Here is a 24,927-nt window from a genome sequence, read left to right on the forward strand (position 1 = left end):
TAATTACATAAGTTAATTGCTGTGGCATACGAATTCACATCAATGTGTTGACCGACTAAATATTTGTATTTCGGGAAACAGTAGTCTTTCTCCAGTATGCAAGCCGTCACACGCGGAAGCGACTAAGGAGAAGCGAGTTGCCCACCTGCTTGTAGATCGCGGGTTCAATACAAATCGTGGATCACGGTGCCAATACAGCTTCTCATCCTTCCTTAGCTCAGTTGGTAGAGCAGTGGACTCTTAATCCATGGGTCATAGGTTCGAGCCCTATAGGGAGGATTTTCCCACATACCTGAAACCTTGTTAAATCAAGGTTTTTTCTTTTCTCAAATAAATTCTCACAATCAAAAAGCACGCCAAAAACAGCGTGCTTTTATAGTTATTGAAAAAAAAGAAAAGTTTTAAAGGATTAATACTATTGTATCACATTTCCTTCTCTCAACAACATTAGCTTTTAATATAAAGATTGTCACAGTGTAAATTCTGACCATGTCAGTCAAAACAACACAAAAAAGAGAACCAACAAAAATGTATTATAGTATCACTCATCCAAAACAATCCTACCATCTTATACCATCAAAAACGGCACTGTCCCCAGTGCCAATGGAGATGTAAACAATAATGTTTCGGATGAATTTATTTTATCATAATTTCTCCTAATCAAATCATACTTCACCAATAAATAACTTGTCAGACTGACAAAAAAAGCTTTTATTCTCTTTTTTAATTACTTTATGCTAGAATGTAGGTGAAAAATTGTTCATGGAGGTTAAGCAATGGACACTCTCATTATTTACTCACATCCTTATGACAAAAGTTTCAACCATGCTATTTTAGAAAATGTCGAAGGGGAGTTGATGCAAAAAGAACAACATTTTAACCTTGTCGACTTATACAAAGATCATTTTAATCCAGCCTATACATCTGAAGAATTGGCATTATTCAAGGATGGTGGAACTACTGATCCGCTTGTCGTTCAATATCAAAAATTCCTCACCAATGCGAATCATGTCATTTTTATCTTTCCTATTTGGTGGAATGATACACCAGCAATGATAAAAGGATTTATCGATAAAGTCATGAAAAAGAAATTCGCCTATGAAGTCGGAAAAACCGGGGTTGTCGGGCACCTCACGCATATCGAAAAAGCTACTATTCTGACCACCTCTACTTCACCTACTTGGTATTTAAAACTTTTCTGTAGTAACGCTATTAAGAAAGTCTTTATCAATGCTACCTTGAAACAACTTGGCATTAACCATATCACTTGGCAAAACATGGGAAATATCGATAAAAGCACAGCACAAGATCGCCAAAATTTTTTGAATAAGATTGACCTTTAACAAAAACAGCACCCCAAAAAGGGTGCTATTTTTAATCTCCGTTATGATACTCAAAAGCAATGACATAACTTTTTTCTTCATTAGCCTGTAAGACAATATCCCCAAATTCCTTATGGTTAATAGCATCTGGTAAGAATTGGGCTTCGAGTGCTATCGCTTCAAATTCTTTTGCCATTTTTCCTTTATCACGCGCTGGGTAAATCCCATCAGGAATACCAACCATACTGTAGGCTACCCAGGCGTTACGGTCTGAATAAAGTCGAACAGCATCACCACTTTCTTCATCCTTTAATTCGCCGCAAGCTTTGTCAAGTGATGGAGCCACAAGAAAGGCATCATCAAAACCACCTGTCGCATTAATAGCATCTCCTAAGTTTTGACCATTTCTAAAATCGTAAGCTGTATCAGTCACATCAATAAGATTACCCGTTGGAATAAGGTTATCGTGTGTTTCCAAATAGTGGTTAGCTGCTAGTGTAAAGGTATGACGGCTCAAATCCTGTCTTTCACCAAGATTGAAGTAAACATGATTCGTTGGGTTAAAGAAAGTCGCTTGACCACCGTTTTTACCAGTGTAGATAATCGTAAAGCGATTGTTATTATCTAGGGTAAAGCGCACTTTAACAAGCATATCTCCCGGAAATCCATCAATGCTTTCTTTGGCATTATAAGCCATCTCTACACTTGCCTGATTACACTTAGTTTCAACGCTGGCTTTCCAAAGTTGCTTATGAAAACCTTGAGGGCCACCATGAAGCGTACTGCCATTTTCATTTTGTGGCAATCGAATATCTTCTCCATCAATGCTACATTTTCCAGCTCCAATACGACCTGCAACACGTCCAATGGATTGTCCCGCACACAAAGTATTTTTACCGTACTCGGCTGGGTCATCAAAACCAATGATAATATTTTTATGTCCACCTTTTCCATCTGGAACTAAAAATTCTTGCCAAGTTCCCCCCAAGGTTAGTAAACCAACTTGGACATCATTATCATTGATAATCGTGTATTTTTCAATATCTTTCCCATCAATATTAGCAATAACTTCTTGTGCTACTTTCATTTTTCTCCCTCTTTCTTAGGTCTTGTCTTTATTTTACTCTTTAGAAAAAGATATGTAAACGTTTACCTTGTTATTTTACCGAGGTTTTACTAAATACTATTTTTACTACAAAAAACTCCTGCCCTAACGGACAGGAGTTAAATTTATCGATAAACTTATTTTACAACAATGTTTACAAGTTTATTAGGTACCACTCAAAATCTCTGGGAGAGGTTTTGAGGTTGGAGATAAAACTAATAAACTTGTATCCAAAATTATTTCACAACGATATTTACAAGTTTATTAGGTACCGCAATCACTTTGATAATGTCTTTACCAGCGATTTCAGCTTGAATTTTTTCGTTTGCAAGAGCAAGTTTTCCAAGTTCTTCTCGACTTGAATCTTTTGGTACAACAAGTTTTGCACGAACTTTACCTTTGATTTGGATAACAATTTCAACGTCGTTTTCAACGAGTTTTGATTCGTCCCATGTTGGCCATGCAACGTATGAAATTGATTCACCTGATTGTGTCAATTCTTGCCACAATTCTTCAGAAAGGTGTGGTGCAAATGGAGCTAGCAATTGTACAAATCCTTTAGCGTAATCAGCAAAGAGTTTGTCTTCTTTATTAGCAGCATTGACAAAGACCATCAATTGAGCAATAGCTGTGTTGAATTTCATGGCTTCAAGTTGTTCAGTAACAGCTTTGACAGTTTCGTTGTAAACTTTATCCAAGTTACCGTTGTTTTCAGCTACAACTTCTTTTGTTGTCAACAAGCGGTAAACGCGGTCGAGGAATTTACGTGAACCTTCAAGACCTTCTTCAGACCAAGCGATTGAAGCATCAAGTGGTCCCATGAACATTTCATAGACACGAAGAGTATCAGCACCATAACGCTCAACCACATCATCAGGGTTAACAACGTTTTTAAGTGATTTAGACATTTTCGCTGGTGCTTGTTCAAGTTCTTCACCAGTTTCAATATGGAAGAATGAACCATCACGTTTTTCAACTTTGTCAGTTGCTACAAGGGCACCGCGGTGATCGCGGTAGCTTGTTCCCAAAATCATACCTTGGTTGAAGAGTTTTTGGAATGGTTCTTTGGTTGGAACAACACCTAAATCATAAAGGAATTTGTGCCAGAAACGAGCGTAGAGAAGGTGAAGCACAGCGTGCTCAGCACCACCGATGTAGATATCAACTGGCAACCAAGCTTTTAGAAGCTCTTCATCAGCCAATTTTTCATCGTTGTGTGGATCAATGTAACGTAGGAAGTACCAGCTTGAACCAGCCCATTGAGGCATTGTATTTGTTTCACGACGACCTTTAACACCGTCTTCACGTGTCACTTCAAGCCAATCAGTCAAGTTAGCAAGTGGTGATTCACCTGTACCTGAAGGTTTGATATCTTTTGTTACTGGCAATACAAGTGGAAGTTGATCTTCTGGAACAGCTGTTGTTGTACCATCTTCCCAGTGGATGATTGGGATTGGTTCACCCCAATAACGTTGACGTGAGAAGAGCCAGTCACGAAGACGGTAAGTTACTTTCTTATTACCAACACCTTCTGCTTCAAGCCATTCGACCATTTTGTCAATAGCTTGCGCTTTATCAAGACCATCTAGGAAACCAGAGTTGATGTGAAGTCCATCTTCTGTGTAAGCTTCTTCTTCAACATTTCCACCTTCAAGAACTGGAATGATTTCTAGGTTAAATTGTTTTGCAAATTCCCAGTCACGTGTATCGTGAGCAGGAACAGCCATGATAGCACCAGTACCGTAGCTAACAAGAACATAGTCAGCAATCCAGATTGGCATTTCTTTACCGTTTACTGGGTTGATTGCATAGCTACCAGTCCAAACACCTGTTTTTTCTTTAGCAAGGTCTGTACGAGCAAGGTCAGATTTAAGGCTTGCTTGGTGTCTGTAGTCAGCAACTGCTTGAGCTTGTTCTGGTGTTGTAATAGCTTCAACAAGTGGGTGTTCAGGAGCTAAAACAGCGTAAGTTGCACCAAATAGTGTATCTGGGCGAGTTGTAAAGACAGTGAAATCTTTATCAGTATCTTTTACTTTGAAAGTAACATTGGCACCAGTTGATTTACCAATCCAGTTACGTTGCATGTCTTTGATTGATTCTGGCCAATCAAGGTCATCCAAGTCTTCAAGCAAACGTTCTGCGTAAGCTGTGATTTTAAGCATCCATTGACGCATTGGTTTACGAACAACTGGGTAACCACCACGTTCAGATGTTCCGTCCGGAAGCACTTCTTCGTTGGCGATAGCTGTACCTAATTCTTCAACCCAGTTAACTGGTACTTCAGCTTCGTATGCCAAACCTTTTTCATACAATTTTGTGAAAATCCACTGAGTCCATTTGTAGTAGTTAGGGTCAGTAGTGTTCACTTCGCGGTCCCAGTCATATGAGAAACCAAGTGAGTTGATTTGACGTTTGAAGTTAGCGATATTTTTAGCTGTAAATTCAGCTGGGTCATTACCTGTATCCATCGCGTATTGTTCTGCTGGAAGACCAAAAGCATCCCAACCCATTGGGTGAAGAACGTTATAACCTTGAGCACGTTTGAAACGGCTAAGAATATCAGTCGCAGTGTATCCTTCTGGGTGTCCTACGTGAAGACCAGCACCAGATGGGTATGGGAACATGTCTAATGCGTAGAAGTTTGGTTTATCCGCATCTGTCCCTGTTTTAAAAGTATGGTTATCAGCCCAAAAGGCCTGCCATTTTTTCTCAATCTCTTTGTGATTATAAGTTGCCATGTCATTTCTCCATGTTCTTAGTATTGGTTACTATTATACCACGAAAAGAATAAAGAAAAAAGGCGAAATCACGGGGGATTTCATACCTTTTGTTAGTTGATGAGACAAGTTTGATATCAAATCAAATCTTCGCTCATTATTTTGCTAAATATTCCTTCAATTTTGTCATATCTTCTTTGGCATCTGCTAAGCCGACTTGGTAAATTTCTTCGTATTTTTCAGGATTTGTTTCAAGACGTCCGATTTCTAAATTTTGGCTTGGACGAATGGCAAAGAGTTCGCCTTTATTTTCCAAGTCAATGATGTGCTCAACGGTCGCATTGTAATGCTCATAACGCTTTGAAGCGACTTCTACGAATCTAGGATATTTTCTATAAAAAAGTCTATAAAGACGACCGCTGCTTGGTTTTTTGCGGTAATCAATTGGACGTGTTAAGACAACAATCAATTTATCAAATCCTAAACTTCTTGCAAAATCTACTGGGATACTATCTGAAAGACCACCGTCAAGATATTTTTGGCCATTCCATTCTACAATTTTTGAAGCTAATGGCAGAGCTGAGCTTGCTCGAAGCAACTCCATTTGCTCAAAGACATTATCAACTTTATGATATTCAGGTTTTCCTGTTGCTAAATTCGTTACCGTTGCATAAAAAGGAATGCCTGATTCTTCAAAGACTTTTTCATCAAAAACATCTAGTTCCATGGGGACTTTGTAGTAAGCAAAGTCTTTATTAACCACGTTTCCCGTCTTTAGCCATGAACGAAGTCCCATATAATTAGGATAAGAAGCATATTTTTTATTGTATCGAATAGCACGACCTCTTTGTTTTGATAGAAAATTAACACCAAATAAAGCACCTGCAGATACCGAAACAATACCGTCAACCTTGATACCAGCATCTAAAAAAGCATCTAGCACTCCTGCCGTATACAAGCCACGCATGCCACCGCCTTCTAATACTAAACCAACAGACATTCTCTTCCTCCGTTCTTTCTAATTTTGTTACTTATTATACCAAAAAACAAGCTATTTAGAGCGTTTCTGCTATGTTATAATGGTTCTAACAAGACCAAGGAGCCATTTATGAGAAAGAAAATCTATAATATCATCGAGCCAAACAAAAATCTAACCACTGTCGAAAAAATCTATGATGTTTTCATGGTTATCGTGATTATTGCAAGTTTGTTGCCTTTAACCATCAAAACGCATTCCACTTTTTATGCGCATCTAGAAAATATAACAACTATTATTTTTATTGTCGATTATGTCTTGCGTCTAATAACCGCTGACTTTAAACTAAAACAAGGAAAATGGTCATTTGTCAAATACCCTTTTACTTTTCTAGCAATGACTGACTTGCTAGCCATCTTGTCATCACTTCTCTTTTGGAATAATACTTTTCGTCTGCTAAAAATTATTCGCATGGTTCGTACCATTCGAGTCTTTAAACTCTTTCGATACTCTAGAAGCCTTAATCTTCTCCTCCATGTACTTAAAAAGCAAAAAGAATCTTTGCTGATTGTCGGAGCCTTGGTCATCACTTATATTTTTATCTCTGCTTTGATTATCTTCAACGTCGAGCCGACAACTTTTAATACCTTTTTTGATGCTCTGTACTGGGCAACCATTTCTTTAACAACCGTTGGTTACGGAGATATTTACGCCGTATCAGCTATCGGTAAATTAATCACCATGATTTCATCAATTCTTGGCGTTGCTATCATCGCACTTCCTGTCAGCATCATGACAGCTGGTTACCTTGAAGAAATTGAAGAGCAAAAACGCCGTCGTAGACACTAAAATAATCAAAAAGCTGAACTTCTTTAAAGAGGTTCAGCTTGTTTTGATTATTACAATTCAGCGATTTGGTAAAGTTCCAATTCAGCTTGTGTTTCAGTTCCGAACATGTTAATCATCAATTTAACTTTATTATTTTCGATTTCAACAACACGTCCTTCTTGACCAACAAAAGCACCATCGATGATTTGAACCACATCACCTGGTTTGATGTTTGTATCAACAACATCAACAGTTTGTCCCATTGAAATAAGGATTGCGCGGATTTCTTCTTCCAAAAGTGGTGTTGGTTTTGAACGGTTACCATGTGAACCAACGAATCCAGTAACGTTTGGTGTATTACGAACAACAAACCAAGCTTCGTCTGTCATAACCATTTCAACCAAAACATAACCTGGGAAGCGATTTTCTTCAACTTCTTTGACTTTACCATTTTTTTCAACGTTAACTGTTTGTGTTGGAATTTCGACACGCAAGATGTTATCCAACATGTTATAAGTTTGTGCACGTTGCAACAATGTTTCTTTAACTTTGTTTTCGTAACCAGAGTAAGTCTGTAGGACAAACCAACCTTTATCAAAAGAATCTAACATAATTTCCTCCATTATAAAAAAGCCCTCCGAGGGCTCTTTAGGTGTTTTTCTTTATTTTATTATAGGAAAAATAGCTGGCGCTGTCAACGAATTGCTGCTAAAGAAGCTTGTTTAAGAGTCTAAAAAACAAAAGAATATTACCAAAGATAATAACTAAGGTCACCAATGCATAAAGATATAAGTAATAATCATCTAAGCCAAAATACAAAAGAAAAACGAAGCAGATTAAACCACTAATAACGCCCCCAACTAGCCCTGGAACATATCTCCTCAACACTAGACTTTGCGCAATATGCCCAATAATATGGTAAATATAAGCAATAATAGCCGTCACATAAAATCCAAAGCGATTACTATAATAGCTAATCCCTAAAATTAACAACAAAAGCAGCAGTTGCTCAAAGACCGTAAGATTAAAAATCAGCGGTTTACAATATTCTCGAATTTTTTTAGTTTTCTTAGAGGTCGGTAAACTTGAAACAAATTTAGGCATAAAAATCAATTCTTCCATTTCATGTATCATAAATAATGCCGGAAAAATCATAAAAAATTCTACCATGCTCATCACCAATACCCCATAATTCTACTTGTTATTTCACTACCATTATATGACTTGGCTGCAAAAATAAAAAACCGTAGCTTTAGGCTACGGTTACATTTTAAAATCGATTTAATAAGTCCATCACTCCCAGTGAGAGCAATTTATCGAAAATGAAAATAACAATGGTAAAGAATGCTGTATATTCAAGTACAGAGATATAATCTTTCCAACGTTGTTTACGATTTGGCCAAGTTGTTTCACTTAAAATCGTAAAAACTCCCTTAATGAATGCCACAGGCGACTCCTCCTTATTCTATCATCTCGCTCATTACTCTAAAGCTGAGAATGACTGCTACCAATTATCGTGTTTCTTTGTGTAGCGTGTATTTTTTACAATGTTTACAATATTTATTAACTTCTAGTCGTACAGGTTTGGGGTTGCTACTAACTCCGATAGAGTAGTTACGGCTTCCACATTCTGTACAAGCTAAACTTGCTTTTTTCTGTGCCATAATTCCTCCGAGACCTTATTTTATCATGTTTTTCGTAACTTGGCAAGTGGCTTAGTTAGTCTGCTTATTGAACCAACTTGAGAAGCTATCCCAAGCATCTTTTACCGCACGTCCAATCTTATCTCCTGCATCTTGAGCTGATTCTTGAACTTTATCAAGAATGTTATCAGAACTTGAGGATTGACTTGTACTTGTTTGACCATTTGCGCTATAAACCAAGTCATAACCATTTTGGCTATAAGCATTTTCAACGGTAAATTCAGTTCCTGCAGTGTATGGCAGAATGCTACTTGCTACGGCGCTAAAGATTGTCGAAGCTGTACCTGAACTTGCATCAGTCAAGTAGTGGTTTTCATCTGTCGAATCATAACCAATCCATTGTGCGATTACCACATCTGGCGTATAACCAATAACCCATTGGTCACTCGTCAAATCCGCATTAAAGTTGGCTTCCACAGTACCTGTCTTACCAGCAATAGTGTAACCATAAGCATTGGCATTAACAGCTGAACCATTTGAGAAAGTTCCAAGCATCATACTTGTCATCTTATCAGAAACAGACTTACTAATCACGCGCTTCGTTGATGATTTAAACTCTGCAATCACATCGCCGCTGGCATTTTCAATCTTAGAAATCAAATGTCCTTTAGGCATTACGCCACCATTAGCAAATGTTGCGTAAGCTTGAGCCATTTCAAGTGGATTGGTTGTCACTCCACCACCGAGGGCCACACCCAATTCTTCCTTAACATTTTTCATGTTAAGACCAAATTTCTGACCATAACTCATTCCCTTGCTTACACCGATTTTATGAAGCAAATAAACGGCTGGAATGTTGTATGAATTTGCTAAAGCTTGATACATTGGAAGGTCTGCTGTTTCAATACCTGCATAGTTAGTTGGTGAATAACCATCATAATCTCTAGGAGTATTTGGCAAATCAGTCGTAATAGCATAGCCTGAAGCAACAGCTGGTGAATAAACTACCAGAGGCTTAATAGTTGAACCTGGGCTACGTGAAGCTTGTGTCGCATAGTTAAAGCTACGGAAAGTTGCTGAACTTGGACTAACACGACCCACCAAACCACGTACCGCACCAGTCGATGGATCCATCGCCACACTAGCACCTTGAGCAGTTTGACCGTCATAATCAGACACTGGGAAATAAGCCGTATTATCAAAAACAGCTTGCATGTTAGCTTGGTAGTTTTGGTCTAACTCTGTGTAAATCTTATAACCATTATTGACAATATCATTTTCAGATAAACCATATTTTTTCTCAGCTTCCTGAATCACCGCATCAAAATAAGAACCATATTGATAATCATCTGAGTTACCAGTATAAGTATCATTCAACTCATTAGCAATATTGACTTGCTTAGCCTGATCAGCTTCTGCTTGTGTAATCTTGCCAGCATCCACCATAACACTTAAGACGGTATTGCGACGGTTAGTCGCATTTTCTATAGAATAATAAGGATTGTAAATTTCAGGTCCTTTTAGCATCCCCGCTAAGATGGCTGATTGTTCAACTGTCAGATTTGCAGCATCTGTTCCGAAATATTTACGACTGGCATCTTGGACACCCCAAACAGAATTTCCAAAATAAGCATTGTTCAAATACATGGTCAAGATATCATCTTTACTGTATTTTTTGGTCAATTCAATCGCTAGGAAAAATTCTTTTGCCTTACGTGTGATGGTTTGTTCTTGAGTCAAATAAGCATTTTTAGCTAATTGTTGTGTGATGGTTGACCCACCACCAAAATGTCCCATGGTAAACAAAGCCAAGAAGAAACGAGAGTAATTAATCCCGCCATTTTTATAAAATGAACGGTCTTCTGTAGCAATAACTGCATTTTTCATGTTATCGCTGATAGCATTTAACTCAACGTAAGTTCCTTTTTGCCCTGAAAGGGAACCGACTTGATTCTCATCTTTGTCATAGATAACTGTTGTAGCTTTCAAAGCGTCCTGCAAATCCGAGACATTGGTTGATTTGGCAACCGCAAATAGATAAGAACCAATTGCTAGAACTGTAATTCCAACTAAGATTAGTAGGATTTTTCCAACTCGGTAACGACGCCAAAAACGTCTAATGGGATTCTTTGGCGATGGCATAAAGCGAGAAATTTTTTGCATCCAAGCTGGCTGTTTCTTTGCTTTCTCATGATATCCTTTACTGCGTTGGTAAGTTGGAGCTTTAGGCTCTTCAATGTTTTCAGTTTCAAAGTCACTTAAATCATCAGCCAGATAATCATCCAAACTATCTTCTTTTTCACTGTCCTGGCTGGTGTGATTTTTGAAAGGCAGTTCTTTCTTTACTTGATTTAAAAAAGAAAGAACTTTTTCTTTAATCATTTTAAATTTTGTCATACCCACATTATAACAGTTCTTTTTAAAATCGTCAGATGAAAAGGGATTTCATCTTGGATACAACGTTTTCATCTCTTTTATGGTAAAATAAAAGTATCAATAAAACGTTCACAACTAATCTGGTTGTTACTCTTGTCCACGATACTCGTTTTGAGTATTAGAAAGGATTTTACCATGAATAAAGGATTTGAAGCATTCAAAAAAACATTGTCACACGATAGTTTAAAAGCAGTTTATGATGAAACCAAACTCGAAGTTTCTGAAAGTGAAGCTGAAGGCACAGAAGCTTATTCAATGGCTGTCGCGACACAAATGGCAGTTAACCTTTTAGAAAAATACCATGATTGGTTACACGAAAACGATCAAAAATAAACCACTAACGCGCCTGATATGGTGCGTTTTTACTTGCACTCATGCTATAATAACATTATGACTTTATCATTTACGCTTAAAAATCCTTACCCAGATTGTACCGTTAAGGAACTATTAGAAGAGCATTTGCTTATTCCACGAAAAATTCGCCACTTTTTGCGCACAAAAAAACACTTACTAATCAACGGCGAAACCATCAATTGGCAAAGTCTGGTGAAAACCGGCGACAAGATTCATTTAATTTTTGATGACGAAGATTATCCCCAAAAAGAAATTCCTTTCGGACAAGCCGACTTGGTTGATTGTCTTTACCAAGATGAACATCTCATTATCGTTAACAAGCCAGAAGGCATGAAAACGCACGGTAATGAGCCAAATGAAATTGCTCTGCTCAACCACGTCTCAGCCTATGTTGGACAAACTTGCTACGTCATCCACCGTTTAGATATGGAAACTAGCGGAGCAGTTATGTTTGCTAAAAACCCCTTTGTTCTGCCAATTCTCAATCGTCTGCTAGAAAATAAAGACATTTCACGTGAATACTGGGCACTAGCTCAAGGAAAATTTGAGCCAAAACATCAAGTTTTCCAAGATAAAATTGGACGTGATCGACATGATCGCAGAAAACGTGTTGTGGACCGCAGAAATGGCCAAACAGCCTTAACTATTGTAGACCGCCTCAAGGTCTTTCCAAAAGGGTCGCTGGTCAAATGCCGCCTAAAAACAGGACGCACACATCAAATTCGCGTACATTTATCCGCACATGGCCATGCCATCATCGGTGATCCATTATACAGTAATATTCCTGCTAAGCGCCTCATGCTCCACGCGCATAAACTCAGCTTCACACACCCATTTACTCTTGAAAAAATCAGCGTTGAAGCAAAATCAAAAACATTTGAAGCTGGATTACATTAAAAGGGAGTGAGACAGAAATCAGTAGTTTCGCAGAAACTTGATTTCGTCGTCTCACCCCCGCAAGGTTGAGTAGGGTTGTAAAAGCTGATTTATCAGCGTATTAGAACCCACTCAACTACTGCATCTTGTAATAATAACTATGTAAACAAAGAAGCTGGGTACTTTTGTCTCAGACTTTTACTTTATTTCTTACTTAAAGTTTTTCCAAGCATTGGTTTACTATAATCAAAATCAGCATCTTTATTGGCTTGCCATACCACTAGAGTAAGCTTGTTACCATCTACCTTAATGCCAAATGTATACTTAACACCTACACCACCTAAACCACTTACTACAAAGACGCTTGTATCAGCATCGTCTCCATAAACAAAGTGATAAACATTATTTCCTTTATCTTCGATAGCAGTAATCTTAGTTTGTTTCTTATTATTTTTAGTTGTTTGAGTGACTGTACCATCAGCATCAAAAGTAAATGAGGTATCATTTTTATCATCCACTTTCCATGTTCCTAGCATGGCTTCTGGGAAGAGAGAATCGACTTTAATTTGATTATCTTCATTGGTCACAGTGATGCTCTTTTGTCCTGAGTTAGCAACCACATAGCTTGTTCCTTCTTTTTTCAAGGTCAATTTTCCTTCTAGCGTTTGGATTACTTCACCAGAAGTTTGCTTTTCAGGATCTGTTGATTTATCGTAATGGAAATCATAAGTTGCTGTAAAGCCTGCGACATAAGTTTCTTTACCAACTTGAGAAAGACTAGTCAATGTAATATTAGGCACTGTTAGACTTGTTGCCTTGCGGCTGTCTGTTTGCATCTTAGCCTTGATACTTTCTTTTAACCCTTTATAAAACTCATTGTTCCCACCATCTTCAAAAACAGTGGATACTGTTGGCGAATCCTGACCAGCGTTCAAATAGAGAATCATTTGATCAAAAGCAGATACCAATACTTTACCAGCAGTTTCATTATCTAAAAGATTATCGACATTTAAAGCCACCGTATCCCCATCAGAAATACTTGAAAGAGCTTGCTTTTGCGATTTTAAATCCCCGTCTGAGAATTTTTTCTTAACATAAGCTTGTGCAGAATCGGTTAATGGATAATCGCTAACCTCGTACTCACCATTTTCCAAAGTACCTACGCGCGTGTCATCAAAATAAAGGTCGCCATCTACTAAATTACTAGTTACTTTAAAGTTCTTAAAACTAACTGACAAATCTAGCAAAGTATTCTTGCCATCATAGGCTTTGCTAAGTTTAACTGGCTTGCCATTGTATTTACCTGAAATACTTGCGGTATAATCTGCAATAGGTAAACGCTCAAGATTGACTTGATAGTCATCTGAATCACTTATTGCAACTTTCTTTTTATTTAGCAAAACATCAACCTTGTTGACATTAGTCTTAATGGTCAAATTCAAAGGTTTCAAGGCAATGCGATAATTTGGGAAAATCAAAAACTTATGACCGATTTTTTTCACATAAGCATCATCAGAAGCATCAGCTTTCTTCAACTCACTACTTAGCTTGTCAGCTTCTGTTTTTGAAAGTTTACTAAATGTGGCATACTTAGCCTCATCAGTTGTCACCTTTTCATCATTATCTGCCCAGACAATATAGCCCTTGATATTATCAAAAGTATCTCCAGATTTTTGATACGCTGAGACATAATCTCGAATCACTTGTTTTTTGGAATAGTGAAAACTTCCCCACACCACAAAAACGATTAGCAATGTTGCTGAAATCAAACTAGGAATCCAAATTTTTTTACGTTTTAACGTGTGTTTAAACTTTTTCATTTTAAGTCTCCCTATCTTAACGAATCTTGAATTATCATTATACCAAAAACTTTTTAAACACCTATTACAGAAAAATCACACCATATTACAACTAAAAAAGGCGGCTCTAAAAAACCACCTTTTACTATTCAGAAATCATCTTTGTTATCAATGATAACAAGATAAATCGCACCTAAAACCGCACCTGTAACACCTAACCAAAACATCATAAGCCTACTCCCTTCATCCAGTAAGCATATATAAAACTAAACCAGCATTTTCTAACCTTAGTATACTACAGACACAGCTTTTTTACGATTATTTTTATCTTTTCAGCATTTGCTTTTTTCAGAAAAAGAAAAAACGAACTCCACCAAATCAAAAGAGTTCGTTTTTCCTTTAAGTTTTTTTAGTGTAGCTGTCAGTCTTTTCAGAAAGTTATACAGTCAAGCTGCACCAGCATATTTTCAGCTGCCCCCAACTGAAAATACGATGTCAAAATAAATAAGTCTATAAGAATACCAAGATTTTAATGTGTGAACAATCAAAGAGCTTAGGCATTCTCAATAAACCCTATCTCATGTCATATCTCTCGGAAATGTACTAATTTTGAATTGAACGTATAATACTACTAATACTACAGACGGTGTCGCTCAATAAGAAAAAAAGATATGACTTATACACCTCAATCAAATAATTCAGGTGTCAAGATTAGCATATTGCTAACTCTCCTGGATATAAATCCATTCCCTTGAAGCAATACTCGTTATAACATATGACTTCCAAAAATCAAAAGCTCCCAATCAATTGATCCCTTCATATGTCAAACATCTTGCCTAACCAAGAATAATATTGCTCCGTAAGCACTACTTAAAATACTTACACGTATAATATACCACGGAAAAAAAGCTTTTTAGAAAATTCGCAAATATGAAAATTCAATTTTTGTTTTTTCATATATGATAATTTTAAGTTTTCCCTGTTTTTTACGATAAAATAAAGGTAATAGGAGGTCATTAGAATGTATAAGAAACTTATCGTACTAACAGCGCTTCTTCTTACTCTTAGAATTTGGCCTTTTTAACCTAACCAAAAATTTGTTCTTTCTAATTAAAAACCAAGGGATTTAATCCCTTGGTTTTTATTTTTTATATAGCTGGATAAATTGTTCTAGATGTTTTTCCAAGAGATTTGCCATCGTGGGATTTCCAAGCTTTTCAACCATTTCAATACAATCTCTCACTGGCTGAATATCATCAGTATCACCTTTCAAATAAGCCAAAGTATTTCTTAAAAAGGTTAAAAATACCACTGTAAACATATCTTGATAATTAATCATACTTTCCAATTTATTCATAAAATAATTCGTATAATAAAGTTGCTGATGTTCTATTAAAACCAAAATAATGTTAATAAAAGTCAATTGCGCTGCCTTTTTATGTTGAGAAAGAGACAAATAAAATTCATTACGTTCAGCAAATGCTCTTCCTAAGAAAATCAGATCAGCATCAGATAAAATAGACATAGTATTACTAAAAAGATAAAGTTCATACTCTGTCCACTGCTCAATACTGTAAAGATAATGTGTCAAAAACTGCTTATCATCTTCACTGATTTCATAACTTGAATCAAGAGAATAAATAGCACTAATAATATCAATCCGTGTCAAACGATTATAGGTGTCAAAATTTTCATCAGCTTCAAAATTTTTAAGCACCTCCTTTAAACCATCGATATCACCCGCAACCTGTAAATTAGCCAATTGATTACCAAGCTTAAAATAACTACTTTCTTGATAGTGATTAAGGGCATGTCCAAATTCTGAAAAACTCATGTGGATAGCTGAGATAGCTACTAGAAGCTTATCTGCAGTAAGCATCGTTTGCCCATTCTCAAATTTCGATAACTGGGAAATTGATAAATTTTCGCCAGCAACATCTTTTAGTTTTAATCCACGCGCCATGCGCAACTCACGATACAACTCACCCAAACTCATCATTTCTTTCTCGTCCACTATAACACACCCTCTTCCTAATCAGAATTTATATCTTCTTCATTATATCAAATTACTTCTGAATATTAGAAATTCATAACATCACAAAAAAACACCTCAAATGAGGTGTTTTTTTAATCTATTTAGCTTTTGGTTTAGAAGCCACCCATCATTGATGGATCCATACCTGGAGCTGCTGGAGTTGATGAAGCAGGTTCTGGATGGTTAGCAACAACTGCTTCTGTTGTCAAGATAAGGCTTGCTACTGAAGCAGCGTTTTGAAGAGCTGAACGTGTAACTTTAACTGGGTCAATGATACCAGCTTCTACCATGTCAACCCATTCACCGTTAGCAGCGTTAAATCCTGTACCAACTTCTGAGTTTTTCAAACGTTCAATGATAACTGAACCTTCATAACCAGCGTTGAAAGCAATTTGGCGAACTGGTTCTTCAAGGGCACGAAGGACAATGTTACGTCCAGTTGCTTCATCGCCTTCAAGATCTAGTTCAGCCACTTTTGAAATGACGTTAACAAGGGCTGTACCACCACCAGCAACAATACCTTCTTCAACAGCAGCGCGTGTCGCATTAAGGGCATCTTCAATACGCAATTTCATTTCTTTAAGAGCTGTTTCTGTAGCCGCACCAACTTTGATAACAGCAACACCACCAGCTAATTTAGCCAAACGTTCTTGAAGTTTTTCGCGGTCAAATTCTGATGTTGTTGAAACAAGTTGTGATTTAATCACGTTGACACGGTTAGCGATAGCATCTGCATCACCAGCACCTTCAACGATAACTGTGCTGTCTTTATCAACAGTTACTTTAGCTGCTTGACCAAGAGCTGCCATGTTAGCATCTTTCAACTCAAGACCAAGATCTTCTGTAATCACTGTAGCACCAGTCAAAATAGCGATATCTTCAAGCATTGCTTTACGACGGTCACCAAATCCTGGAGCTTTAACAGCTACAACATTGAAAGTACCACGGATTTTGTTAAGAACAAGTGTTGGAAGAGCTTCGCCATCAACGTCATCAGCGATGATGAGAAGTGGACGGCTTGTTTTAAGCACTTCTTCAAGAAGTGGCAAGATATCTTGGATGTTTGAGATTTTCTTATCTGTAATCAAGATGTATGGATTTTCAAGATTGGCTACCATTTTTTCATTGTCAGTAACCATGTATTGTGAAAGGTAACCACGATCAAATTGCATACCTTCAACAACGTCAAGTTCTGTTTCCATACCACGTGATTCTTCAATAGTGATAACACCATCGTTACCAACTTTTTCCATCGCTTCTGAAATGTATTCACCAACTTTTTCAGAACGTGATGAAACGGCAGCAACTTGAGCAATCGCTTCTTTATTAGCAACTGGTTGAGCAATTTCTTTCAATTCGTTAACTGCGACAGCAACAGCTGATTCAATACCACGACGGATACCAATTGGGTTAGCACCCGCAGTTACATTTTTAAGACCTTCACGAACGATAGCTTGTGTCAATACTGTAGCAGTTGTTGTACCGTCACCAGCGATGTCATTTGTTTTTGAGGCAACTTCTGAAACAAGTTTAGCTCCCATGTTTTCAAAGTGGTCTTCTAGTTCGATTTCTTTGGCAATTGTCACACCATCATTTGTAATAAGTGGTGAACCAAATGATTTTTCAAGAACAACGTTACGACCTTTAGGGCCTAAGGTTACTTTAACTGTATCTGCTAAAATATCTACCCCACGCATCATACTTGCGCGTGCATCTGATGAAAATTTAATATCTTTTGCCATATCTATTCCTCTGTTTGATTTCTATTAATATACTATTTTATTAATCTATCTTACGCCAATACGGCTAAAATTTCAGCTTCACGAACGATAGTAACAGTATCGTCACCATCTTTCACTTCGACACCTGCACCAGTTTCAATAATAACTTTATCTCCAGCTGCAACACTTGGTGCTACCAATTCACCTGTCAATGTACGGGCACCAGTACCAACAGCTACAACAGTTGCTGTTTGAGTTCTTTCTTTGCCTGCGCCAGCAAGGACAAAACCACCAACTGTTTGTTCTTTTTCTTCTTCAACTTTCAAGACCACACGGTCACCTAATGGTTTCAACATGCTTTTGCCTCCAATATTTTTATTATGATTAGCACTCCTTGTGTTAGAGTGCTAATATCTACAAAAACTATTCTAACACTTGGTCAGAAATAGTCAAGAAAAAAACACTATTTCTAACAAAAGAAAATACAGGAGTTTTCACTCCTGCATTTACGATTTTTCCTCGAGTAAATCACTTTTTTACCCCAACACTAGGGCATCGTCATTTAGGACTTGACCACTATTTTTATGGAAGAGGTCCATGAGTTGAGCAACAGTTAAATTTTTCTTTTCTTCGCCACGAACGTCAACGACGATTTTACCGTGGTAAAGCATAACCAAACGGTTACCATACTCAATAGCGTGTTCCATATTGTGGGTAATCATCAAGGTTGTGAGTTCTTGCTCTTCAACGACTTTCTTAGTCAGTTGCATCACCATATCACTCGTTTTGGGATCGAGAGCAGCTGTGTGTTCGTCAAGAAGCAAGACTTTTGGTCGTACTAAAGTTGCCATGGCAAGTGTGAGCGCTTGGCGTTGACCACCTGATAGGAAAGCTGCATCGGTTTTCATACGGTTTTCTAGTCCCAATCCTAGCTCAGCCAATTTCTCTTTGAAAAGTTGACGTTCTGCTTCTGTAACTGATTTTTTGAAAAAGCTACGCTTTTTGCCACGACGGTAAGCAATGGCCATATTTTCTTCAATGGTTAGATTAGTTGCCGTTCCCATTCGTGGGTCCTGGAAAACACGGCTAATGTCTTTTGAACGTGCGGCAACTGATGCTTTGCGAATGGATTGACCATCTAGGACAATATCTCCTTCGTCAATCTCAACCACACCTGCGATAGAGTTCATCAAGGTAGATTTACCAGCACCATTTCCCCCGATAACTGAGATAAAATCACCTTGTTCGATGTCCAAGTTTAAGCCACGTAAAACGTGATTTTCGTTAACTGTCCCTTTTTCAAAGGTTTTATGAATATTTGATAAGCTTAAAAGTGCCATTAGTCGTTACCTCCTGGAGTCAATGTTTTTGAGGGTTTAATGTGTAGTTTATTGCGAATTTCTGGAACATAGAGAATCAAAGCAAGAAGAACTGCTGAGGCCAATTTAAGCATTTGGGCATCCACATTCATGGCTAGGATAATAACAAGTACCAAGCGGTATAGAATTGATCCAAGAACAATTGACCAGAGGCGTTTACCAAGTGGCAAGTATTTGACAATCACTTCAGCCAAAATAATTGAAGCCAAGCCATTAACGATTGTTCCTGTTCCCATATTCATATCAGCGTAGCCGTTATTTTGCGCTAAGAGTGAACCAGCAAGAGCAATCAAACCATTTGAAATCATGTAACCTAGAATCTTCATACGGTCAACTTTAATCCCGTTAGCTTCACCCATAGCAAGGTTATCACCTGTCGCACGAAGAGCAAGTCCCATTTGTGTGTTCAACAAGACCACAAGTAATAGAATGACCAAAGCTACAAAGATAACACCAATCAAAATCACGGCGTAAAGTTTTGAAAGGCTGAGAGCTGACGTCATCACTGTTACAAGAGTTTCTTGACCAGCTAGTGACACATTGGCACTACCCAAAACCAAAAGGTTAACAGAATAAAGAGCTGTTAACACGATAATCCCTGTTAAGAGCGCTGGAATTTTCATCTTGGTGTGCAAGAAGCCAGCAACTGCACCGGCTAACATACCAGCCACAAAACCACCAATTGTCGCAAGCAATGGATTAATGCCATTAACAATCATAATAGCTGTTGAAGCTGCACCAAGTGGGAATGAACCTTCAGCAGAAAGATCTGCAATGTCCAAAATACGGAAAGTAATAAACACACCGATAGCCATGATAGCCCACAAGAGACCTTGTGAAATAGCTGTTAAAATGATATCAATCCAAGCATTTGAGCTTGATTTATCAGATTTGCTTGATTGGTTAGCAGCAGATTTCTCTTGACTGCCAGTTGATGCACTTGTCTTTGTTGTCTCTTCAGAAGAAGCATCGGTTGTTTCATTTTCAATGCTACTTAAATCAATACCAAGCGTTTTAGCCATATCATCATTAGCAACAACATTGAGAGCTTTAGGATATTCTGCAGCAACCTTACTTACATCTTCACCTTTAATAATACGAACAGCTAACTTAGCCGTTTGACGACCAAGTGCTTCATAATTTGCACCATAAGTAAAAAGAACACCTTGGTCAACCACGTCTGCAGAACCACCAACAACTGGAACTTTCATTTCTTTTGATAGTTCTGTAAGTAATGAAATGGCGCTGACAATCATATTATCTGTTGGGATGAAAAGAACTTGTGTTTGACTCATTAAGCTTTTAGCAGTGTCTTGAACATCATTAGTTGATGAAATCCCTTTGGTAATGACATTAATGCCTGCTTTAGCAAATTCTTTCTGCGCTTCTTCAACTTGAACTTCTGAATTACGTTCATTAGTTGTGTACATAATCCCAACTTTTTTCACATCAGGCATAACTTTTTGCAACAATTCTACCTGTTTTGAGATAGGAGACATATCGCTCGTTCCAGTCGCAATGCCGTTAGGAGTTTCCATAGTATCTACTAGTTTAGCTGATACAGGATCTGTAACAGCTGTAAAGACTACTGGAACATCTGTTGATAGATTTGACAAAGTCTGAGCTGCTGGAGTGGCAATCCCTAGAACCAAATCATTGTTAGAAATCAAGTTAGTTGAAATGGTTTGAAGGTTAGACTGGTCACCTTGAGCATTTTCATAATCTAACTTAAGATTCTTACCATCAACATAACCTTCTTTTTTTAATTCATCTACAAAACCTTTGCGTGCAGCCGTCAAAGACGGATGTTCGACGTATTGAAGAATTCCAAGATGAACAACATCTTTATTTGCATTTTTCCCTGATGAACACCCAACCAAGGTGAGTGCGGCTAACATCACAGCCATCAAAGCCGTTAAACGTTTTTTCATAATTTACCTACCTCTACTTTTTACCTACTTGTCCGTAACACCTACAAAACAAGATAACAATATGTCGCTACTAGGGAGCATCCCTAAGTCAATCACAATAAAAACCAGCTAGTTCAAAAAACTAACTGGTTTTTATGCGTATGCAAAAAAGTAGAAATACTTGATAGCCAGTTAGATTTTTGAGTATCTAATCGGCTTTTTCAAAACAGTCAAAATGCTTTAGCTTCATAGATACAAACGTGAGTGACGCTTGCATCCATGATTGGCTACAAACGTCTATCTAAAGAAACTAAAGTAATAGTATCGATTCAGTTTTTCAGTCGTTATAGACGTGTTTTTAAGCATACTATCTTCTCCTGTTAAGATTTACAAATCAATGAGTGCTAGGTATTGACTTGCATCAATTGTTTTTGATTGTAAACTAGTCTACTCTTATTCTTTTTATTTGTCAATATCTTTTTAAAATTCTGAAAAAACAGATAAAAAAAAACTCCTAGTAAGGAGATTATCTACTAGAAGCTTTTTATTGAATATTTGAGTAAGTATTGTAATTTTTTTGTATTGTTATTTTAGAGTAGTATTTAAAAAGAGTTTACACATTAAATTTAAAATGATTGGAGTTTTAATTCAAAGTCGTTGATGACTTTTGCAATATTTTTCCTACCACGGTAAATGCCATAACCAAATAGCAGCATTCCAAGGCTTCCAGAAATCATCAAGACAAAACCAATAATTAGCAAAATGATATTTGTATTGTGGAAAAAGTAAATAAGTACAAATCCCAGACTAGCTACGGCTAGAAGCAAGGTCATCCAACGACCTAAATTTTCTAGCATATGTTTTTGATACGCTATTTCAGTTTCATAACCTCTGATAAGTTCTGATTTTGTCATGATTTTTTCCTTCCCATTGAAATCTTTACCCAGTGAAAATCACATCTAAACAAATTAGCATTTTAAAGGTTTGGGGAACCTCTATCGTTTTGGAAATGGAATATGTCTTAGTTACAATGTGATTTTCAAAGAATATTAGTAAGATAGACCAGGGTTGAAGAAGCCAACAAGAACACCAACAAAAGCAATTACAACAAGCAAAAGCATTACTTTAATTGGTGAGATGTTTTTCTTAGCCATCAACCACCAGCAAAAGACAATAAATAAGGCTGTAAGGAAACCTGGATAAACAGCATCCAATTTATCTTGGAGAACCAAATAGGGGTTTTTAGCACTACCAAGTTGGAATGATGTTTTAACAGATACCCAAGTTGCGGCAACACCACCAACAACCATACCACCGACGATTGACACGGCTTTACGAATAGCTTGACCTTGGGCACCGACAAGGAATTCAACAGCTTTATCACCTAGTTCATAACCTTTGAAATAGGCAAATTTCATGCCAAAATAGGCTAGCAAGTTCCACACAAGAATATAGAAGATAGCACCGATTGGCGATCCGCCAGTTGAAAGCCCAAGAGCGATACCCAAGATAACTGGAATCAATGTACCAACAACAAGAGAGTCACCGATACCAGCCACAGGTCCCATAAGCCCTGCACGAAGGCCATTGATTGTTTCATCATCAACTTCTTCTGAACCATTAGCACGCGCTTCTTCAAGCCCTGCTGTGATACCAACGATAAGAGCACCAAGTTGAGGTTCAGTATTAAAGAAAGCTGTATAGGTTTGCATTGAACGTGCTTGGTCTTCTTTTTTATCATACAATTCTTCCACGATTGGAAGCATTGATGTCAAGTAACCAAAGGTTTGCATATGCTCTTGTGAGAAGCAAGTAAGGTTACCATAATACCAATGATGGAAAGATTTCATCAAGGTTTTCTTTGTTAATTTCTTTTGAGCCATTTTAGATATCCTCCTCATCATCGTCATCAAAATCATCAGCTGCTGTGGCTGTTGCTCTTACAGTTTTAGCCATTTCAAGTTCGTAGAATAATACGGCAAAGATTAATGAAATCACTGCACATGATACCAAGTTCAAACCAAGTGAAGCTGCTAAAGTGAAGCCAACAAAGAATGGAATAAAGTCAGTCACTTTTTCAACAATTTGTTTCAAAAGAATGGCAATTCCGACACATGGTAACAAAGCACCGACTGTGAAGAGGGTTTTCATTGGGATACCATCCATTGGAAGAGCATCTTTCATTGCAGTAACAGCAGTTGCACCAAGTTTACACATGATTAATGTTGGTACAAATGAAAAGACAATGTGTGATACCCATGGGTACAACCAGTCAACTTTGTAAAGTTGTTTAAAGTTTCCTTTTTCAACAGCACGCCAACCAATATGTTGCCAAACAAGGTTCATTGTTGCTGTTCCGTAGAAAAGCACTGTACCAACAGTACCAACAAGAGTCCCCATTGATTTAGCCAAATTAGCCGCATCAGCTGAGTCAGCTGACAAACCTTGTGAATGGATGGCTACCATTGCCAAAGGGATACCAATATAAGATACTGCACGTACATCGGCTGAAACAGTACCACCTGGTGTGACAAGAGCAATGTAAACCAATTGCATGGCCACACCACAAATAACACCTGTTTTGATGTCACCAAGGATAAGACCACAGACAAGACCACCGACAAGAGGACGACCAAGAGTATAGTTACCAATAGTTGTACCACCAAGTCCTGGCATTGAAGACAAACATGCAAACAAACCTAACAAGGCCGCTTGAAACCAAGAAATTGTCATAATACTTCTTCTCCTATATTATTAAAAAAATTTATTAAGTCATCAGAAACCTTGGCTTCTGGATAAACTGTCACTATTAATAACCAAATTTAGATTTGAAATCTGACCAGTAACCAATTGAAACGTCAGGTAGAAGTTGGAATTTAACTTTGTAACCTGCTTTTTCGATTGCTTCAATTGCATCAGCTTCTTCTTGTGTGATTGATTGGTTGTTACCAAGTTTGACAGCACCTGGACGGTCGTTGCATGGGCCAACGATGATTTCCTTAACGTCGCTAGGAACGAAACCTTGGTCAACTAAAAGTTTTTTCATGTCAATTGGGTTTTTAGTAATCACAAAATATTTTGTATCTGAATCCAAAACTTTTTGTGATTTTTTACCAAAGGCATCTACTGTCCAAACAAAAGTTTTCTTGTCTGAAGCACCTTTATAAGCTTGTGTCAAAACTTTGTTGCTTGCAGCAGCATCGTTTACAGCGATCAAACCATCACATGGGTATTCTTTTGCCCAGCGTGTTACGGTTTGTCCGTGAATCATACGGTCGTCAATACGTACAAATGAAACAGTCATTGTTAATCTCCTTTTTAATTAAATGTCGTCTTCTTCATCATCTGAAGCGATTTTGAATTCTTGAAGAGCTGCTTGAGCTTCTGGCAAAACAGCTTGAACAAAAGCATCACCCTCAAGCATATCTTTCATAACTGCTGAGGTAATTGCCATTGGTAAATTCATACCACCAAGGATAACAGCGTCATCAAGTTTGCCAAGTTCGTCCAAAACACTGCAAGCTGTTGTAAGTGGGCTACCACCAACAATATCTGCAAGAACGATAACTGAATCTTCAGCTGTCAAACCTGAAATGGCTTGTCTGAAATCTTGCGCAAAATCATCAACGGTTTTTCCATTTTTCAAACCAACCGCAATGACTTGGTCCATCTTATCTTCAGCGAACATAGCCAAAGAAGTTTTGAGACCTTCTGCAAAACCACCATGACTCACCAGTAGTAAATACTTCATAGTTTTTTCTCTCCTTATCTGTCTATTATTCTATCAATGTATTAAGCGTTTTCACACTCTCGTTTGTCATCTCAT

At 37.6% G+C, this 24,927-nt stretch carries 23 protein-coding genes, 1 tRNA gene and 1 other RNA gene; 6 read left to right on the plus strand and 19 right to left on the minus strand.

The window, feature by feature from the left end:
• Positions 1-13: 13 nt before the first annotated feature.
• The 3 genes from ssrS (at position 14) to JG537_RS07385 (ending at position 1,343) form a co-directional block, all read left to right on the plus strand.
• Positions 14-205: non-coding RNA, 6S RNA (gene ssrS, locus JG537_RS07375), on the plus strand.
• Position 206: 1 nt separating this feature from the next.
• A tRNA-Lys gene (locus JG537_RS07380) sits at positions 207-279 on the plus strand.
• A gap of 497 nt (positions 280-776) precedes the next feature.
• On the plus strand, positions 777-1,343 hold the full coding sequence (locus JG537_RS07385; protein WP_199544667.1) for an NAD(P)H-dependent oxidoreductase: 567 nt from the start codon (positions 777-779) through the stop codon (positions 1,341-1,343).
• A gap of 31 nt (positions 1,344-1,374) precedes the next feature.
• Here the strand turns inward: JG537_RS07385 and JG537_RS07390 are convergent, their stop codons facing one another.
• The 3 genes from JG537_RS07390 to JG537_RS07400 all read right to left on the minus strand — a co-directional run bounded on the left by JG537_RS07390 (position 1,375) and on the right by JG537_RS07400 (position 6,144).
• Complete coding sequence (locus tag JG537_RS07390; RefSeq protein WP_199544669.1) at positions 1,375-2,409, minus strand: aldose epimerase family protein; 1,035 nt, start codon at positions 2,407-2,409, stop codon at positions 1,375-1,377.
• A gap of 254 nt (positions 2,410-2,663) precedes the next feature.
• Entirely contained in the window at positions 2,664-5,165 is a 2,502-nt protein-coding gene (leuS, locus tag JG537_RS07395; protein ID WP_199544676.1) for a leucine--tRNA ligase, read from the minus strand.
• A gap of 136 nt (positions 5,166-5,301) precedes the next feature.
• Complete coding sequence (locus JG537_RS07400) at positions 5,302-6,144, minus strand: patatin-like phospholipase family protein (RefSeq protein WP_199544678.1); 843 nt, start codon at positions 6,142-6,144, stop codon at positions 5,302-5,304.
• 108 nt (positions 6,145-6,252) lie between these two features.
• Between JG537_RS07400 and JG537_RS07405 the strand changes: the two genes are divergently transcribed.
• Positions 6,253-6,969: an ion transporter gene (locus tag JG537_RS07405; protein WP_199544679.1), complete on the plus strand. Its 717-nt coding sequence runs from the start codon at positions 6,253-6,255 to the stop codon at positions 6,967-6,969.
• 50 nt (positions 6,970-7,019) lie between these two features.
• On the opposite strand, the gene nusG is transcribed toward JG537_RS07405, so the two are convergent.
• The 5 genes from nusG to pbp2a form a co-directional block, all read right to left on the minus strand.
• Positions 7,020-7,559 carry a transcription termination/antitermination protein NusG gene (gene nusG, locus JG537_RS07410; RefSeq protein WP_074482854.1) on the minus strand — a complete coding sequence of 180 codons (540 nt, stop codon included), beginning with the start codon at positions 7,557-7,559 and terminating at the stop codon, positions 7,020-7,022.
• 97 nt (positions 7,560-7,656) lie between these two features.
• Positions 7,657-8,124 (minus strand): HXXEE domain-containing protein, encoded by a 468-nt coding sequence (locus tag JG537_RS07415; protein WP_199544680.1) that lies wholly within the window; start codon positions 8,122-8,124, stop codon positions 7,657-7,659.
• A gap of 94 nt (positions 8,125-8,218) precedes the next feature.
• A complete protein-coding gene (gene secE, locus JG537_RS07420) occupies positions 8,219-8,395 on the minus strand; it encodes a preprotein translocase subunit SecE (RefSeq protein WP_074482712.1) in 177 nt (58 codons plus the stop codon).
• 64 nt (positions 8,396-8,459) lie between these two features.
• The gene (gene rpmG / locus JG537_RS07425; RefSeq protein WP_003067827.1) at positions 8,460-8,612 is read right to left on the minus strand and encodes a 50S ribosomal protein L33; all 153 of its coding nucleotides are present in this window, start codon (positions 8,610-8,612) and stop codon (positions 8,460-8,462) included.
• Positions 8,613-8,663: 51 nt separating this feature from the next.
• On the minus strand, positions 8,664-10,988 hold the full coding sequence (gene pbp2a / locus JG537_RS07430; RefSeq protein ID WP_199544681.1) for a penicillin-binding protein PBP2A: 2,325 nt from the start codon (positions 10,986-10,988) through the stop codon (positions 8,664-8,666).
• Positions 10,989-11,162: 174 nt separating this feature from the next.
• On the opposite strand from pbp2a, the gene JG537_RS07435 reads away from it, so the two are divergent.
• Both JG537_RS07435 and JG537_RS07440 read left to right on the plus strand, forming a co-directional pair.
• A complete protein-coding gene (locus tag JG537_RS07435; RefSeq protein ID WP_074482713.1) occupies positions 11,163-11,360 on the plus strand; it encodes a hypothetical protein in 198 nt (65 codons plus the stop codon).
• Positions 11,361-11,417: 57 nt separating this feature from the next.
• The gene (locus JG537_RS07440) at positions 11,418-12,278 is read left to right on the plus strand and encodes an RluA family pseudouridine synthase (RefSeq protein ID WP_199544682.1); all 861 of its coding nucleotides are present in this window, start codon (positions 11,418-11,420) and stop codon (positions 12,276-12,278) included.
• A 182-nt stretch (positions 12,279-12,460) separates the two neighbouring features.
• Here the strand turns inward: JG537_RS07440 and JG537_RS07445 are convergent, their stop codons facing one another.
• The 11 genes from JG537_RS07445 to JG537_RS07495 all read right to left on the minus strand — a co-directional run bounded on the left by JG537_RS07445 (position 12,461) and on the right by JG537_RS07495 (position 24,852).
• Positions 12,461-14,077, minus strand: a complete 1,617-nt coding sequence (locus tag JG537_RS07445) for a zinc ribbon domain-containing protein (protein WP_199544683.1) — start codon at positions 14,075-14,077, stop codon at positions 12,461-12,463.
• A 1,120-nt stretch (positions 14,078-15,197) separates the two neighbouring features.
• Positions 15,198-16,055: a helix-turn-helix domain-containing protein gene (locus tag JG537_RS07450; protein WP_199544741.1), complete on the minus strand. Its 858-nt coding sequence runs from the start codon at positions 16,053-16,055 to the stop codon at positions 15,198-15,200.
• A gap of 149 nt (positions 16,056-16,204) precedes the next feature.
• Positions 16,205-17,833, minus strand: coding sequence for a chaperonin GroEL (gene groL, locus JG537_RS07455; protein WP_199544684.1), 1,629 nt, complete (start codon positions 17,831-17,833; stop codon positions 16,205-16,207).
• 50 nt (positions 17,834-17,883) lie between these two features.
• The gene (gene groES / locus JG537_RS07460; protein WP_199544685.1) at positions 17,884-18,168 is read right to left on the minus strand and encodes a co-chaperone GroES; all 285 of its coding nucleotides are present in this window, start codon (positions 18,166-18,168) and stop codon (positions 17,884-17,886) included.
• A 180-nt stretch (positions 18,169-18,348) separates the two neighbouring features.
• A complete protein-coding gene (locus JG537_RS07465; RefSeq protein WP_074869749.1) occupies positions 18,349-19,152 on the minus strand; it encodes an ABC transporter ATP-binding protein in 804 nt (267 codons plus the stop codon).
• Positions 19,152-21,122: an ABC transporter substrate binding protein gene (locus JG537_RS07470; RefSeq protein ID WP_199544686.1), complete on the minus strand. Its 1,971-nt coding sequence runs from the start codon at positions 21,120-21,122 to the stop codon at positions 19,152-19,154. The genes JG537_RS07465 and JG537_RS07470 overlap by 1 nt, the downstream gene beginning before the upstream one ends.
• 605 nt (positions 21,123-21,727) lie before the next feature.
• The gene (locus JG537_RS07475) at positions 21,728-22,015 is read right to left on the minus strand and encodes a PTS fructose transporter subunit IA (protein WP_199544687.1); all 288 of its coding nucleotides are present in this window, start codon (positions 22,013-22,015) and stop codon (positions 21,728-21,730) included.
• A gap of 135 nt (positions 22,016-22,150) precedes the next feature.
• Positions 22,151-22,984 carry a PTS system mannose/fructose/sorbose family transporter subunit IID gene (locus tag JG537_RS07480; protein WP_132868832.1) on the minus strand — a complete coding sequence of 278 codons (834 nt, stop codon included), beginning with the start codon at positions 22,982-22,984 and terminating at the stop codon, positions 22,151-22,153.
• Between the two features lies 1 nt (position 22,985).
• A complete protein-coding gene (locus JG537_RS07485; protein ID WP_199544688.1) occupies positions 22,986-23,834 on the minus strand; it encodes a PTS mannose/fructose/sorbose/N-acetylgalactosamine transporter subunit IIC in 849 nt (282 codons plus the stop codon).
• A gap of 76 nt (positions 23,835-23,910) precedes the next feature.
• Positions 23,911-24,405 (minus strand): PTS sugar transporter subunit IIB, encoded by a 495-nt coding sequence (locus JG537_RS07490; protein ID WP_009853259.1) that lies wholly within the window; start codon positions 24,403-24,405, stop codon positions 23,911-23,913.
• An 18-nt stretch (positions 24,406-24,423) separates the two neighbouring features.
• The gene (locus JG537_RS07495; protein ID WP_003067864.1) at positions 24,424-24,852 is read right to left on the minus strand and encodes a PTS sugar transporter subunit IIA; all 429 of its coding nucleotides are present in this window, start codon (positions 24,850-24,852) and stop codon (positions 24,424-24,426) included.
• Positions 24,853-24,927: the final 75 nt, after the last annotated feature.

This window comes from Streptococcus vicugnae (genome assembly GCF_016461705.1).
Classification (GTDB): Bacteria; Bacillota; Bacilli; order Lactobacillales; family Streptococcaceae; genus Streptococcus; species Streptococcus vicugnae.

Coding starts and splice junctions, on each gene's coding strand:
- JG537_RS07450 (WP_199544741.1), bottom strand. CDS start 16,055: ATGATGAGTTTGGGTGAGTTGTATCGTGAGTTGCGCATGGCGCGTGGA.
- JG537_RS07415 (WP_199544680.1), bottom strand. CDS start 8,124: ATGAGCATGGTAGAATTTTTTATGATTTTTCCGGCATTATTTATGATA.
- groES (WP_199544685.1), bottom strand. CDS start 18,168: ATGTTGAAACCATTAGGTGACCGTGTGGTCTTGAAAGTTGAAGAAGAA.
- JG537_RS07435 (WP_074482713.1), top strand. CDS start 11,163: ATGAATAAAGGATTTGAAGCATTCAAAAAAACATTGTCACACGATAGT.
- JG537_RS07465 (WP_074869749.1), bottom strand. CDS start 19,152: ATGGCACTTTTAAGCTTATCAAATATTCATAAAACCTTTGAAAAAGGG.
- pbp2a (WP_199544681.1), bottom strand. CDS start 10,988: ATGACAAAATTTAAAATGATTAAAGAAAAAGTTCTTTCTTTTTTAAAT.
- JG537_RS07470 (WP_199544686.1), bottom strand. CDS start 21,122: ATGAAAAAACGTTTAACGGCTTTGATGGCTGTGATGTTAGCCGCACTC.
- JG537_RS07490 (WP_009853259.1), bottom strand. CDS start 24,405: ATGACTGTTTCATTTGTACGTATTGACGACCGTATGATTCACGGACAA.
- JG537_RS07385 (WP_199544667.1), top strand. CDS start 777: ATGGACACTCTCATTATTTACTCACATCCTTATGACAAAAGTTTCAAC.
- groL (WP_199544684.1), bottom strand. CDS start 17,833: ATGGCAAAAGATATTAAATTTTCATCAGATGCACGCGCAAGTATGATG.
- rpmG (WP_003067827.1), bottom strand. CDS start 8,612: ATGGCACAGAAAAAAGCAAGTTTAGCTTGTACAGAATGTGGAAGCCGT.
- JG537_RS07440 (WP_199544682.1), top strand. CDS start 11,418: ATGACTTTATCATTTACGCTTAAAAATCCTTACCCAGATTGTACCGTT.
- JG537_RS07475 (WP_199544687.1), bottom strand. CDS start 22,015: ATGACAAAATCAGAACTTATCAGAGGTTATGAAACTGAAATAGCGTAT.
- leuS (WP_199544676.1), bottom strand. CDS start 5,165: ATGGCAACTTATAATCACAAAGAGATTGAGAAAAAATGGCAGGCCTTT.
- JG537_RS07485 (WP_199544688.1), bottom strand. CDS start 23,834: ATGACAATTTCTTGGTTTCAAGCGGCCTTGTTAGGTTTGTTTGCATGT.
- JG537_RS07445 (WP_199544683.1), bottom strand. CDS start 14,077: ATGAAAAAGTTTAAACACACGTTAAAACGTAAAAAAATTTGGATTCCT.
- JG537_RS07400 (WP_199544678.1), bottom strand. CDS start 6,144: ATGTCTGTTGGTTTAGTATTAGAAGGCGGTGGCATGCGTGGCTTGTAT.
- JG537_RS07390 (WP_199544669.1), bottom strand. CDS start 2,409: ATGAAAGTAGCACAAGAAGTTATTGCTAATATTGATGGGAAAGATATT.
- nusG (WP_074482854.1), bottom strand. CDS start 7,559: ATGTTAGATTCTTTTGATAAAGGTTGGTTTGTCCTACAGACTTACTCT.
- JG537_RS07495 (WP_003067864.1), bottom strand. CDS start 24,852: ATGAAGTATTTACTACTGGTGAGTCATGGTGGTTTTGCAGAAGGTCTC.
- JG537_RS07480 (WP_132868832.1), bottom strand. CDS start 22,984: ATGGCTCAAAAGAAATTAACAAAGAAAACCTTGATGAAATCTTTCCAT.
- JG537_RS07405 (WP_199544679.1), top strand. CDS start 6,253: ATGAGAAAGAAAATCTATAATATCATCGAGCCAAACAAAAATCTAACC.